This window comes from Acinetobacter pittii, assembly GCF_034067285.1.
GTDB classification, from domain to species: domain Bacteria; phylum Pseudomonadota; class Gammaproteobacteria; order Pseudomonadales; family Moraxellaceae; genus Acinetobacter; species Acinetobacter pittii_E.
This window is the reverse complement of the sequence record NZ_CP139286.1, coordinates 1935673-1950135: the sequence shown is the minus strand read 5'-3', so window position 1 is coordinate 1950135 and position 14463 is coordinate 1935673. Positions and strand designations below refer to the sequence as shown.

Sequence of the window (14463 nt, the reverse complement as noted above, 5' to 3'; positions counted from 1 at the left end):
ATAGATTGTTATCAACCTACCTATTATGTCTTGAATATTTTAAGCTGCATAGCTCTGTGAATTTTTATTTAAAAGTAAGTAATCTTTGGACTTAACTTTACGTGTTTCTAACCAATACTTCCATGTGTAAGTTGGCCATAGAGAAAAGTTCTTTCCATCGGCAGATTGATACCAGCTACTACAACCACCAGCTTGCCATACAGTTCCTTGAAGCTGCTTTTGAACACGTTCATTAAAAGCGTCTTGAACTTCTGGTTTAATCTCAATTGCTTGTTGACCAGATTTTTCTACAAGTTGAATAAGCTGTAAAATGTAATTTACTTGAGATTCAATCATAAAAATAATCGAATTATGACCTAAAACAGTATTTGGCCCGACGAGTTGGAATAGGTTAGGAAAATTCTTGGTCATTATTCCATAATAACTTTCTGCACCATCTTTCCAAGCTTGTTTTAGCTCGATTTGATTGCGTCCAATACAGGTGAAATGTTTTAAATAAATACGTGGGTCAGTAATAAAACCTGTACCGTAAATTAAACAATCAATAGGTCGTTCTTTACCATCTTTAGTAATAATACTGTTTTCTTTAATCTCTTGAATGCTATCAGTGACTAACTCAACATTTTTTCGGTTAAAGGTAGGAAAGTATTTATTTGAGATAAGAATACGTTTACATCCCATGACGAAGTCAGGTGTGAGTTTTTTCGCTAGCTCTTTATCTTTGACTTGAAAACGTATGAATGCTTCTGCCAATTTTTGGCCATATTTCATGATTTGAGGTTGAACAATTGGCACAACGCGAGATTCATTACTCCAGTAAAGACGACTACGATGAATTTGGCGATAAATATTTGAAGATTTGAATAATGCTTTACTTAAGCTTGAATATTTGCGCTCATCTCGCGGTATGACCCACGCAGCCGTTCTTTGAAATACATAAAGTTGTTTAACATCTTTAGCTATTTCAGGAATATATTGTATCGCACTGCCGCCCGTACCAATAGATGCGACTGACTTGCCGTTCAAGTTATAGTCGTATTCCCATTGTGAGGAATGAAATACTTTCCCTTTGAATTTTTCGATTCCTTTGATAGGAGGAATTTGGGGAATGTGTAAGGGACCTGAGGCAAAAACTACAAATTGAGCTTCTATAGAAGGCTGGTCCTTAAAATCTAGAGTCCACACATGACGTGTTTCATTATATTGGACATGAGTTACGTCATGCTTAAACTTACAGTAATTTTTAATTTTATATTTTTCTGTAATATTCTGAATATATTCAAAAATTTCTGGACCTTCAGCATAGCGTTTGGTCCAATCGGTCTTTGGTGCAAAAGACAAGGAATACATATGAGATTGAACATCACACGCTGCACCTGGATAGCGATTTTCTCGCCAAGTTCCACCAACATCATTTGATTTTTCTAAAATAACAAAGTCATGCTGTTGATTTTGTAGTAAACGGATTGCCATTGCTAGGCCACCAAATCCAGCCCCAATAATAGCGATTTTAGTTTTTTGAATAGCATCTTGCTTTGCGTTTAGCATTGGAAACCCTGCATAAGCTGAAAAGAGGATTGCACGCAAGACTAACGTTTTTTGATCAGTTTAAACATGATTGTATCGACGTGAAAATTGATAGATTAGGCAATTAATTTTCTTGCTTCTTTATAGTAAAACATTTCAGTCTAGGGAAATTGATAGAAGAATGAAACGGTCGATACTTGGTTTAATCTATTTAATTCAAGGAATGCGCAACGCTGGCATTGATGTCGACTCACGTTTGGCCGATATAGGTATTAAAGTTGATGCTTTAGACCCAAGTTCTACAATTCATGATCGTCTTGAATGGGATATTCAACAAATTATTAGTAAAAATGTTGAGCCTGAAAAGGGATTATTTATTGGACAGCATTACGCTTTAGCAGGGTATGGACCCTTGCTTATGTTGCTTGTTACAAGTCATGATATTCAAACTGCTTTAAATAAAGGTATAAAATATCAAAAACTTACTCACTTATTTGGTAGCTTAGGTTTATACGAAACTGATGAGCGCACCATTCTAAATTATTTGCCTGTTGATTTGAAAACTGAAATTGGTCAGTTACGGGCACAATGCGAAGTCTCGGGGACTTATAAGTTTATTCAAGATATTTATACGATGATGGGATTACAAATGCCTACGATGCGTATAGAACTTCCATTTGAAAAACCAACTGACTCAGATACTCTATCTCGCTATTTTGCATATTATGGCGAAGATGTGCATTTTAATGGTAAATATGCGGCGTTTAGCCTAAGTAAGGATGTACTTGAAATCAAGATTCCTTCCGCCGATATCATTACACATCGTATTTATGAATCAAAATGTATTGCAGAAATAACAAGATTAAGTCAACAAGATCATCAAACTCCACATATCATACAATGTGTACAAGATTATCTTGAGTTGCAACAAGGAATTATCCCGAGCATGGCAGAAACGGCTTTTGCATTGAAAATGCCTGAAAGGACATTAAGGCATCAATTGCAACAGCTAAATACGAGTTATAAGCAAATTCGTGAACAAATTATCAAGAATAAGGCATTGAAGCTTATGGAATATAGGGAATACTCAATGGAGGTCGTTGCCGAATTACTCGGCTATTCTGAACCAGCGGCATTTAATCATGCTTTTAAACGATGGTTTGGGCAGAGTCCTCGACAATATGCAAAAGAGTCATCGTCGTAACTCTTGATGCTAAAAGCTAATGTGGTTGAACAAAATGTTCGCTATACTCTCATCAGTTAAAATTGAAATAAAACGATATGTTAAATTTAAAATCTTCTCATAGTACTGCATTCACTCCTTCTTCCCCAGCAGAACGCTATGCTGAGGCTTTAGCTTCAGGCCAATTTATGGCAGATGAAGCGCAAGCACAGGCAGTGCAAGAATTAGATCGCGTATGGAAGGAACTTTTAAACCGTTATAAAGCCTCTAAAAAAGCTTTCCGTCGTTTTCGTCGCCAAACTTCACCTAAGGGTGTATATATGTGGGGCGGAGTAGGTCGTGGAAAAACTTGGCTGATGGATCAATTTTACGAGTCTGTGCCATTTCGCCGTAAAACGCGTATGCATTTTCATCATTTCATGCAACATGTTCATAAAGAGCTAAATAAGCTTTCAGGCCAACGTAATCCGCTTGAAATTGTAGCTGACCAAATTTATAAAGATGCTGTTGTTATCTGTTTTGATGAATTCTTTGTATCAAACGTAACAGATGCAATGATCTTGAGTGATTTATTCCAAAAATTATTTGTCCGCGGTGTGACATTAATTGCAACATCAAATATTGCCCCAGATGGCTTATATAAAAACGGTATTCATCGCGATCGCTTCTTACCAACAATTGAAATGGTTAAAAAGAACTGTGCTGTTTTAAATGTAGATGCGGGCGTGGACTATCGTCTACGTGTACTAAAACAGGCTCAATTATTTAAATCACCATTAAGTAATGAAGCACAAAACTGGATGTCAGAGCGCTTTAATGCATTAACTCATACACAAGCTCATTCTCAAGAGCCGATTGTGATTAATAACCGTGTTGTCGAGACACTCGGACATACAGAAGACGTGTTGTGGTGTGAGTTTTCTGAACTCTGCTTTAAACCACGTAGCCCAGCAGATTTTATTGAAATTGCAAATATTTATAATACGGTTCTAGTCAGTAATGTTCCTCATTTGACAGATTTCTTGTCAGAAGGTACACGTCGTTTTATTTACCTAGTCGATGAATTCTATGATCGAGGTGTGAAATTACTTTTAACGTCTCAAGATAGTATTATTGATATTTATCAGGGTGAAAAATTAGCATTTGAAATTGAGCGTACGCGTTCACGGTTACTCGAAATGCAATCTGACGAATATTTACATTCTGAACATCGTCATATTGATGATACTAAAAACGCATAAAAAAATAGATATAAAAAGCGCTCTAAACAGGGCGCTTTTTTTACAACAAAAATTGATAAATTTAGTTAAATAGTGCTTTTTCGCACTGTAAAGTTTGATATAACTAAATACGCTTTAGAAAAACAAGATAGTGAAATTTTTTGTCTGTTAACAAAAAGTCTAGTTTCAGTATCTTTAAATATTGAATAAATTGTTGGGAATCCTAGTTAGAATTTTAATATTTCCTTTATAGAAAAATTTATCTTTGTCAATAGTTTTACAAGGGAAAATGCTTACTATTTAGGAATGTGATATTAGTATTCAGCTTAATTTAAATCGGTATACTAGGATTCTCTTGGTATAAAAAGTAGCAACTTCAGGAAAGACAATGACTGCACGTATTCAAAAAGGCAAGTTAGCGATTGCTAAAGAACTTTACGATTTTATCGAAAATGAAGCTTTACCAGGTTCTGGTTTAGATAGTGAAACTTACTGGAAGAACTTTGAGCAAGTTGTTGTCGATCTTAGCCCAAAAAATAAAGCATTATTGGCTAAGCGTGATGAATTACAAGCAAAAATTGATGAATGGCACCGTAACAACAAATTTGAATTAGGTGCTTATAAAGCGTTCTTAACTGAAATTGGTTATTTATTACCGGAAGTTGAAGACTTCCAAATCACAACTGAAAATGTTGATGAAGAAATTGCGTTGTTGGCAGGGCCACAGTTAGTTGTACCTGTACGTAATGCACGTTATTGCTTGAATGCAGCAAATGCTCGTTGGGGTTCTTTATATGATGCACTTTACGGCTTCGATGTAATTTCTGAAGAAGGTGGAGCTGAAAAAGGCAAAGGATATAACCCTATACGCGGTGCAAAAGTTATTGAGTTTGCTAAAAATTTCTTAAATGAAGTTTTCCCACTTGCGCAAGGTTCACATGCAGATGCAACAAAATATGCGATTGACCAAAATAAACTTGTTGTAACTTTGAAAGATGGTTCAAAAACAGGCTTAGCTCATGAAGCTCAGTTCGTTGGTTTCAACGGTGAAGAAGCAAATCCTTCAGAAGTCGTACTATTAAGCAATGGTCTTCATGTCATTATTGAAATCGACCCTTCTAGCCCAATTGGACAAACTGATTCTGCTGGTGTTAAAGATTTAACATTTGAAGCGGCAGTAACCACAATTCAAGATTTGGAAGACTCTGTTGCGGCTGTGGACGCAGAGGAAAAAGTTGAAGGTTACCGTAACTGGTTAGGTTTAATGAAGGGTACGCTTCAAGAATCTATCGAAAAGAATGGTAAAACGATTGTTCGTGATTTAAATAAAGATCGCGAAATTAAAAACTTAATTGGTGGAACTACAAAACTTCATGGTCGTTCACTTATGTTACTTCGTAACGTAGGTCACTTAATGACTAACCCAGCTATTTTAGTAGATGGGGAAGAGATTTTTGAAGGTATTATGGATGCATTGGTAACACCATTGTTATCAATTGCTGATATCCGTAGTACAAACGAAAATAAGAACTCACGCAAAGGTTCTATGTATATTGTTAAGCCAAAAATGCATGGACCAGAAGAAGTTGCGTTTGCTGTAGAGCTATTTGAACGTGCTGAACAGGCGATTGGGTTGCCACCTAAATCATTAAAAATCGGTATTATGGATGAAGAGCGCCGTACATCTGTAAACTTGAAAAACTGTATTGCTGCTGCTAAAGACCGTACGATCTTTATTAATACTGGTTTCATGGACCGTACAGGTGATGAAATCCATACTTCTATGGAAGCTGCGCCAGTTGTTCGTAAAGAAGCTGTTAAAACACAAAAATGGATTGCTGCTTACGAAAACCGTAACGTTGCAATAGGTTTGAAATGTGGTTTACAAGGTAAAGCACAGATTGGTAAAGGCATGTGGCCAAAACCAGATAGCATGAAAGATATGTTAGCAACCAAAGCTGCACATCCAAATGCGGGTGCTTCATGTGCTTGGGTACCATCTCCAACAGGTGCTGTACTTCACGCGATGCATTACCATCAAGTGAATGTAAAAGCACGTCAAGATCAGTTAAAAGCTGAAGAAATGTTGTCATTAGATGACTTGTTAACTCCTCCATTTGCACCAGAAACAAACTGGACAGCAGAAGAGATTAACAATGAGCTTGAAAATAACTGCCAAGGTATTTTAGGTTACGTTGTTCGTTGGGTTGACTTAGGCGTGGGTTGTTCGAAAGTTCCTGATATTAATAACGTAGGCTTAATGGAAGACCGTGCAACCTTACGTATTTCTTCTCAACACGTTGCAAACTGGTTACGTCACGGTATCGTGACTCGTGAACAAGTTGAAGAAGTGCTTAAACGCATGGCAAAAATTGTTGATGAGCAAAATGCGAATGATTCATTGTATAAACCAATGGCTGCTAACTTTGAAACTAACATTGCTTTCCAAGCAGCTTCAGACCTTATCTTTAAAGGTTGTGAACAGCCTTCAGGTTATACTGAGCCGTTACTTCATGCTGCTCGTTTAAAATTAAAAGGTTATACAGGTGACTAATTTTAACCTGTCATAAAAAAAGCCTCTTCGGAGGCTTTTTTATTTGAAAGAATAAATTAAATGTATGACTTAATTATTACTCACAATTCCAATTTTAGTGACCCCTAAACGCTGTGCTGTAGCCATGACCATTGCTACATTTTTATATTCAGCCATTTTGTCTGGTTTGAGTTTGATCTGGTCTTGATCTTTTTTGGCAACAACAGTTTGAAATAAAGTTTCTAATGCCGTACGGTCAGAAACCTCTTGGTTATTCCAAAACACTTTACCTGCTGCATCAATTCTTACATCAATTACTTCCGGTGGCTTTTCATTTGTTGGTGGTGGTGTCCCATTTGGTAAATTAATATTAATCGCGTTGTTTGGTGCAGGTATAGTAATAATAAACATAATAATAAGTACCAGCATGACATCAATAAGCGGTGTCATATTGACTTCCAACATTACATCGTCATCATTATTTGAACCGACATTCATACCCATAAAATTCTCCTTAAAATCATTACGGGGAGGCTGGTGGGGTAGTAACAAAGGCAATTTTGCCAATACCAGCTTGTTTGGTTGTACTAATGACCTGATCTATCGCTTCAAAATGGGTAAGCTGATCTCCTCGAATATGTACCTCAGGCTGTGGTCTTTTTTGTGCCACGGCTTGTAATTTTGCTAACAATATTTCTTTATTCGGTACATAACTTTCGTTCCAGAAAATATCTCCTGTCTTATTGACTGAGAGTTGAATATTTTCAGGCGTGGTTGCGTACGGAGTATTTTTTTCTTCTGGTAGTTTCACTGGAACCGTATGTGTAACTACTGGAATAGTAATAAGAAAAATAATAAGTAAAACCAACATGACATCTACCAGAGGTGTCGTGTTAATTGTTCCAATCATTTCATCATCATCTTCAGAACCAACACTCATACCCATAATGTTTGCTCCTGATTATTTAATATTACGGTTAACTGAATTATTGGTATTAATTTCTCCACTTAATAAAACCGCGTGTAAATCTGAGCCAAATGAACGGACATTTTCCATAACAGCTTTATTGCGGCGAGTAAGCCAGTTGTATCCCAGTACAGCAGGTACTGCGACTGCAAGACCAATAGCCGTCATAATTAAAGCTTCACCAACGGGGCCCGCAACTTTATCGATAGATGCTTGACCTGAGATACCGATGGCTGTTAATGCGTGATAAATTCCCCATACAGTACCAAAAAGTCCAACAAATGGTGCAGTAGAACCTACCGTCGCTAAAAAGGCTAAACCACCACCTAAATGATTTTGTATTTTTTCAATTGCGCGTTGGATAGAAATGCTTACCCATGTATTAAAATCGATTCGTTCAAGTAAAGAACCGCCGTGTGATTTAGTTGAATTAATGCCTTTTTCTGCAATAAAGCGATAAGCACTACTTTGTTCTAAACCTTCCGCAGCATTATCAAGGGAAGTAGCCTCCCAGAAATGTTTTTCAGCTTCTTTGCCTTGGCGTTTGACTTTACCTTGCTGCAATAGTTTAGAAATGATGATGTACCAAGTTCCAATCGACATGAGTACTAAAATAAATAATGTAGACTTAGCAACTAAGTCACCTTCACGCCAAAGGGCTTCTAGACCATAAGGATTTTTAACAGTTTCACTCGTTGCGGGCTTTGGTGGTGGGGTTGGAGTATTTGTATTTGATGTGGCTTCAGTGGTTGCTGTGGCTACAGGTGCATTGCTTGTTTCTTCTGCGAAAACTGAGCTTAATGGAAATAACGAGCAAGCTGCGATTAGACTTGCAGAAGCGAAACGAACTAAAGGTTGAGTTGATTTTTTCATCATATATCTCCAATATTTTTTAATTTCTTACTAATTCAATTGTTTATTCAATTACGAATGGATATTCAATTTCATACCAATCTTGCTGAGGCACACCATCTTTCATTGCTGGTTTGAACGTACATAAGCTGTAAGCTTTAGTTGCCGCCTTATCTAAAATTTTGCTACCACTCGATTTTTTTACTTTGGCATCAATGACTTTGCCGGATGTATCAACTAAAACACGTATACGCACCGTTCCTTGTTCTTCATTCATCAGTGCTTCACGAGGATATTCCGGTTTTTCACAGCCAGCAGAGCCTTCCGAAACTCCACGACTTACACCAGCTGGTTTTGGTGCCGGCGCAGCAGCCACTGGAGCTGGTGCAGCAACAGGGCTTGGAGATGGAGTGCTAGGTGCCGCAGCAACTGGGGTAGCCACTTTAGTCGGTTGAGCCACTGGTGTCGTTTTTTGTACCGGTGTTGCTACTTTCTCTACTTGTTTAGGCGGCTCTGGAACCTTGGCAACTTTTTCTACTATTTTGGGTGGCTCAGGTGGTTTTTCCTTTGGTTTATGCTCTTCCGGCTTTGGTGGAGGAGGCGGCGGCTTAATATCCTGAATAATTTGTAATTCCACAGGTTTTTCTGCTGGTTTTTGAATATTGTTTGCTAAACCTGACATCAGAATATAGGCAACAAGAAGATGCAGAAAAATGACTGCAGCAATACCAATTAGGCGTTTGGCAGATTTATTTTCTATGTCTGTAAAAGTCATGCCCATAGTTACTCCTGAAACTGTAGACAAACAATTTTTTAAATGACTGTTTGGCTAAGAATGAGTATTTGTTCTGCAAACTAACTGTTGAGAGTTATATTTGCAGAACAACCATTTAGAACTTATATGTACCTCGTACAAAGTAGGTACGTCCTAAAGGATCTGCGTAACGTGGGTCATATCCCATTTGGAAGTTGTCACCAACATTTGAAGCAGGAGGGTCTTCATCAAAGATATTCTTAATACCTGCTGTAACTTCTAGATTTTTAAAGCCTTTGTATGTTCCTGAAATATTATAAATTGTATAGTCGCTTACTTTATGATCGCGATAACCTTCCGCAACAGAAGAACTTGAATTTTGGTCATCGTAACCACGAGTGAATTGTTGTTGGAAATTTACACCCCAGTTTTGGTAATTCCAATATAAATTAGCAGTATGTTTCCAACGAATAATTGGAGCATCTCCAACATATGCTCCTAAACTACTAATCCATTCCCCATCTTTTTCATTTTGATATTTATATTTAATGACATAAGTTCCATCAATTCCAAAACCAAATCGACCTGTTGCTGTCATTGGTGTTATATAGTTTAAACTTACATCAACTCCTGAAGTTTTTAAGTCACCCATATTGTCTTGAGTTGTAATGATATGATTAAGTGTTCCATCTGGATTACGTACGAACTTATCGGCATATTTTGTTGGATTGTTAAAAATATCACCTTCAGGTAATGCTGCTATTTGGTTTTCAACTTCAATATTAAAGTAGTCTAAAGTTAGAACTAAATTCTTAATTGGTTCTAGAACCAAACCAGCTGTAAACGATTTTGATTCCTCAGGATCAAGATCTTTATTTCCTCCATTTTTGCGGTCAAATTGGGTTTCGCAATCACGGCTGGCAACACCACCAGGTGGAAGAGTATCTCCTGGATTTTTAGGAGGGCCATTCGGACAAAGTACAGGATCATTATAGTAAGCTGAAGTATTTGTTATAGAGTTAGGAGCATTTACTTCCCATAAAGTTGGTGCTCTAAATCCTGTGCTATAAGAGGTACGAAACATTAATTGTTTAATTGGTTCCCAGCGAAGTGCGAATTTAGGATTAAACGTATCTCCGAAATCACTATAATCATCGTAACGGGCTGCAAGTTGAGCCTCTAATGTTTTATGTAATGGAATATGCAGTTCAGTAAAGACTGCTTTAATATCTCTTTTTCCTTTATTTGTAGGTTCATCAGGATCAACCCCTGTACTTGGTGCTTGACTAGCCACTTCAGAAACCACGTTTGAGGTCCATTCATCATGGCGATAGCTAGCTCCTACTGCAAAACCAACGTCACCTGCTGGTAATGTAAATATAGGTCGACTAGCAGTGAAATCAACAGTAGTTGAATCAACATCTGCTTTTAAATAAGTACCAGTTACGCCCAGTGTATCCCATAAACCCGCATCTTTTGGTGCTTGTGGTCCAAAAGGGTTTAAAACCCCATTATTTAAAGCTTCTTGAGTTTTTTTGTAGTTAAGATATCCACTGTTTAGCCGGTCTTCTGCTTCGCTATGAGCATAAGTAATACCGGTATTGATATCCCAACCATAAGCTTCGCCTTCTAAACCACCGAATATTCGATGTGACTCATTAATACTAGAACTAACACGATTACCAGCTTGAGAACGAATATAAAGTTCAAGTGGGCCACTGACTTTATTCATAGCAGGTGTAATTCCATTACCTGGATAATATTTACTATCAGGATTCAATGTTAAATCGAAGAAAACGTCTGGAGCGACAGAAGTAGTAATTTCATTGCGTGCGTAAACATATTCTGCTACAGCATTTAAATTGTCATTTAGCTTAAAAGTAGCGCGTCCCAATGCTGAGATATCTTCAGTTTTTGGAACAATTCCAATCACTGCTTGACTGTTATAGCGGCAGAATCCACCTTGAGCGTACACGAGCGGGTTATTCCCGCATCCAGTTGCTGCATATGGGTTTCCTTCGGTACCAGTTTTTGTGTCATAAAAGTTAGCAGGAAAACTACCACTACTACCTTTTGTAATACCTAACTCTGGCAATAATCCTCCGCGTTTACTAACTTTACGATCTTTAGCCATAACATCGTTGCCATGTCGATAATCAACGACACCAAAGATATTGAAGCCATTTTCATCAAGATCACCATAACCACCAAATACGCTTACATCTTGTGTATCCCCCCCATTTTGCTCTGGTTGTGTCAAACCTCCACTGATGTTTAAACCAGTAAATTGTTTTTTAGTAATGAAGTTGATTACACCACCAATCGCATCTGTACCATAAATTGCTGATGCTCCATCTCGTAAGACCTCAATGCGATCTAACATAGCGAGTGGAATAATATTTAAGTTTGTGACGCCGCTATCATATGCATTTGCAGCCAACCGACGACCATTAAGTAAGATTAAGGTTTTATTGGCACCAATTCCTCGGAGATCTGCTGCTGACCCTACAGTTCCACTAGCGCCTACATTTTGCGCAGTAACAAAACTTGATTGATTTGCACTGATTTTTGCTAAGGCCTCTTCGGTTGTTGTCACCCCTTGTTTTAAAATTTCGTCAACTTTTACGATAGTAATGGGCGAAGCACTTTGTGCTGCAACCCCTTTAATTGAAGAACCTGTCACCGCAACTTTTACGACTTTTGTTGGTTTTTCATCGGTACTTGATTGTTCTGTTTCTGCTGCTTGTGCCATCGTAAGACACATCATGCTTAAACTAAGGGTGCTTAATTTAAGAATTGTTTTGCCAATCTTGGGGGTTACCTGAGATCGAACATTGTATTTTTTTTTCATCGTGGATTTGATCCCTTTTTGTTGTCGTTAGCGATATTGCTGGAAAGTTTTTAAGCAAAGCAAGTGCCAACTATATATTTTTCTTTTTTTAGTTTATGCAAAATATTGATATATATTGATTTTATTATGGTTGAGTAGGGTGCTTTAGCTTTTTTGAGATAAAAATAAATTTTCCATTTGGAAAAATTTTTGATGGTGGCGAAAAGTTTCAAATTTATTTGTGTAAAAAATATACATTACTAGACTCTTCACATGCTTTTTAAATAAAAATGTATCGTTTTAGAGCTTTTTAATAGGTAATGTTATAATATTTATAATTATGTGGTTTAATTATAATTTAATTATTAATCAATAAATTATTTAAAAATTATGTGTAAAGTAAGCTGGTTCTAATGTGGATCATAATTAATTTTTAATGTATTTTATTTGTGCATTTAAGGTGTGAGATGATTAACTTATATGAATATAATATTTGGCAAAAAGTTACTTTTATTTATATAGTTCAAATGTTTTTAAGTATCTAATAAAAATATGAATTTTTAATATTTTAAAATATTTTAAGATGGATATTAATAAATGGCATGAAATTCGCTTTATATTCAATAGTTATAAAACTCTAGGTATTTAAGTTTATTTTTCCATTTGATCAAATAAAAAGGTGATAAAGGAAAGTGAATTTTAAAACCTAAATAGGCCTATCTGTCGAAAAAGAACTTTTCTTATGCAGATTTAGATGTTACTCAAAAGGATAATATCTTTTAAAAAAACTAATTACGTGGGTATGAACTTGAAATTAAAATTTTTTAAGCTCGCCATTTTAAGTCTGGCTATTACATCAGTCCCTTGTGCTTACGCAATTACGCCAGCACAACCAAACAAAATTTTGCACGTTGCCTATGAAGCCCCAGATGATGGTTTCGATATGGTCAAGACTACTAATTTCTATAGCGCGAGTATTGCTGAAGCCATATTTGAGCCTTTACTCAAATATGATTATTTAGCAAGCCCATTACAGTTAGTTCCCTATACGGTAGAGAGCCTGCCCAAAGTGGAACAAAGCGGTAAAGTTTATACTTTTAAAATTAAACCCCGTATTTATTTTACTGCGGACCCTGCTTTTAAAGGTAAACGCCGTGAGTTGGTAGCTGAAGACTATGTGTATGCAATTAAACGTATTTTAGACCCCAAAAACAGAGCACCTTCCGTTTCTTTTCTGGATGGAAAACTGGTAGGGGCCGATGTAGTTGTAGCTCAAGCAAAAAAAACAGGAAAATTTGATTATGCTGCGCCCATTGCTGGGATCAAAGCGCTTGATCGATATACTCTGCAATTTACTCTCACTCGCCAAGACTTCAACTTTCCTTATATTCTTGCCTATATTACCTTTGGTGGCGTTGCTAAAGAGGTTGTTGACTATTACGGTGATCGTATTGGCATGCATCCAGTTGGTACAGGACCTTATATGTTAAGTAAATATGTACCGAGAAGTAAGGTCGAATTAGTTGCCAATCCTGATTATCGAGGTTTTGTCTGGAATTTTAAGTCAACAGGCACGCCGTGGGATAACCAGCTTATTAAAGAAATGAGCGGTAAGAAAATGCCCCAAATTGGTAAGGTTGTAGTCAGTATTATTGAAGAACAACAGTCACGATGGTTAGCTTTTCAGTCTGGTCAATTAGATTTTGATAGACTTACAGCAGATGCTGTTCCGCAAGCTTTAGATGGAAATCAACTTAAGACTTCTTTTCAGAAAAGAGGAATTAAGCACTTCCCATATAAGGAACCTGAAATGACCTATACGATGATGAACATGCGTGATCCGGTCATTGGTGGTTTTAACCCGGAAAAGATAGCTCTGCGTAGAGCAATTACTTTATCGTACAATCAAAAAGAAAGTATAAAACAGGCTTATAAAGGGCAAGCAGTTAGAGCAGAAATGTTTATACCTGAAGGTGTAAATGGCTATAACCCTAAATATAAAAGTAGCGTAGGGTACAATCCATTATTGGCAAATAAATTACTTGATTATTATGGTTATAAAAAAGGTGCTGATGGTTATAGAACCCAGCCAAACGGGAAACCTTTAATTTTAAAAATTAATACAGAAAATAGCTCGGCCTCAGTTATCCACTCCGAACTCTGGAAAAAGAATCTGGATGCGATTGGCATTCGAGCTGACTTTAAGGTGAGTAATTTTGCAGATAACTTAAAAGCCGCAACTCAATGTAAATATATGATTTGGAGTGGCGCATGGATTGCTGACTATCCTGAGGGAGATAATTTTGCACAATTACTGTATGGACCAAATGCTGGTCAGGGAAATCATGCTTGTTATCAGTCTAAAACTTATGATGCGCTTTATACTCAGGCCATCCATTTGCCGCCTCAACAACGCTTACCATATTACGAAAAGCTTAACCGCCAGATTGAAGCTGATAATCCATGGATTGTTCATGTAACCCGTATTCGTAACTGGTTAGTACGGCCACAAGTTCAGGGTTTTAAACCCCATCCTATGATGAATACAAACTGGCAATATCTTGATATTACTCCTATTAAAAAATAATTTTAGATAA

The 14463-nt window shown here is 36.9% G+C and carries 10 protein-coding genes and 1 pseudogene; 4 read left to right on the top strand and 7 right to left on the bottom strand.

Translation table 11 applies throughout. The features are described 5' to 3' along the window. Positions 1-39 precede the first annotated feature (39 nt). On the bottom strand, positions 40-1587 hold the full coding sequence (locus tag SOI81_RS09115; protein ID WP_239968321.1) for a flavin-containing monooxygenase: 1548 nt from the start codon (positions 1585-1587) through the stop codon (positions 40-42). A gap of 121 nt (positions 1588-1708) precedes the next feature. Between SOI81_RS09115 and SOI81_RS09110 the strand changes: the two genes are divergently transcribed. From SOI81_RS09110 to glcB, 3 genes are all read left to right on the top strand, one after another. Continuing rightward, on the top strand, positions 1709-2731 hold the full coding sequence (locus SOI81_RS09110; protein ID WP_320540587.1) for a helix-turn-helix domain-containing protein: 1023 nt from the start codon (positions 1709-1711) through the stop codon (positions 2729-2731). A gap of 77 nt (positions 2732-2808) precedes the next feature. After that, a complete protein-coding gene (gene zapE, locus SOI81_RS09105; RefSeq protein WP_057076148.1) occupies positions 2809-3951 on the top strand; it encodes a cell division protein ZapE in 1143 nt (380 codons plus the stop codon). A gap of 367 nt (positions 3952-4318) precedes the next feature. Further along, complete coding sequence (glcB, locus tag SOI81_RS09100) at positions 4319-6484, top strand: malate synthase G (protein WP_320540586.1); 2166 nt, start codon at positions 4319-4321, stop codon at positions 6482-6484. Between the two features lie 69 nt (positions 6485-6553). Here the strand turns inward: glcB and SOI81_RS09095 are convergent, their stop codons facing one another. The 6 genes and pseudogenes from SOI81_RS09095 to SOI81_RS09070 all read right to left on the bottom strand — a co-directional run. Next, entirely contained in the window at positions 6554-6967 is a 414-nt protein-coding gene (locus SOI81_RS09095) for a biopolymer transporter ExbD (RefSeq protein WP_320540585.1), read from the bottom strand. Between the two features lie 19 nt (positions 6968-6986). Then, on the bottom strand, positions 6987-7409 hold the full coding sequence (locus SOI81_RS09090; RefSeq protein WP_151747996.1) for an ExbD/TolR family protein: 423 nt from the start codon (positions 7407-7409) through the stop codon (positions 6987-6989). Between the two features lie 15 nt (positions 7410-7424). After that, complete coding sequence (locus SOI81_RS09085) at positions 7425-8306, bottom strand: MotA/TolQ/ExbB proton channel family protein (RefSeq protein WP_239968313.1); 882 nt, start codon at positions 8304-8306, stop codon at positions 7425-7427. 40 nt (positions 8307-8346) lie between these two features. Next, positions 8347-9063, bottom strand: a complete 717-nt coding sequence (locus tag SOI81_RS09080) for an energy transducer TonB (protein ID WP_239976049.1) — start codon at positions 9061-9063, stop codon at positions 8347-8349. Between the two features lie 109 nt (positions 9064-9172). After that, positions 9173-11887 (bottom strand): TonB-dependent receptor, encoded by a 2715-nt coding sequence (locus SOI81_RS09075; protein WP_320540584.1) that lies wholly within the window; start codon positions 11885-11887, stop codon positions 9173-9175. 547 nt (positions 11888-12434) lie between these two features. Continuing rightward, a pseudogene (locus tag SOI81_RS09070) lies at positions 12435-12503 on the bottom strand (hypothetical protein); the annotation flags it as partial. Between the two features lie 159 nt (positions 12504-12662). Between SOI81_RS09070 and hbpA the strand changes: the two are divergent. Beyond that, positions 12663-14453 carry an ABC transporter substrate-binding protein gene (gene hbpA / locus SOI81_RS09065; protein ID WP_239975646.1) on the top strand — a complete coding sequence of 597 codons (1791 nt, stop codon included), beginning with the start codon at positions 12663-12665 and terminating at the stop codon, positions 14451-14453. Positions 14454-14463: the final 10 nt, after the last annotated feature.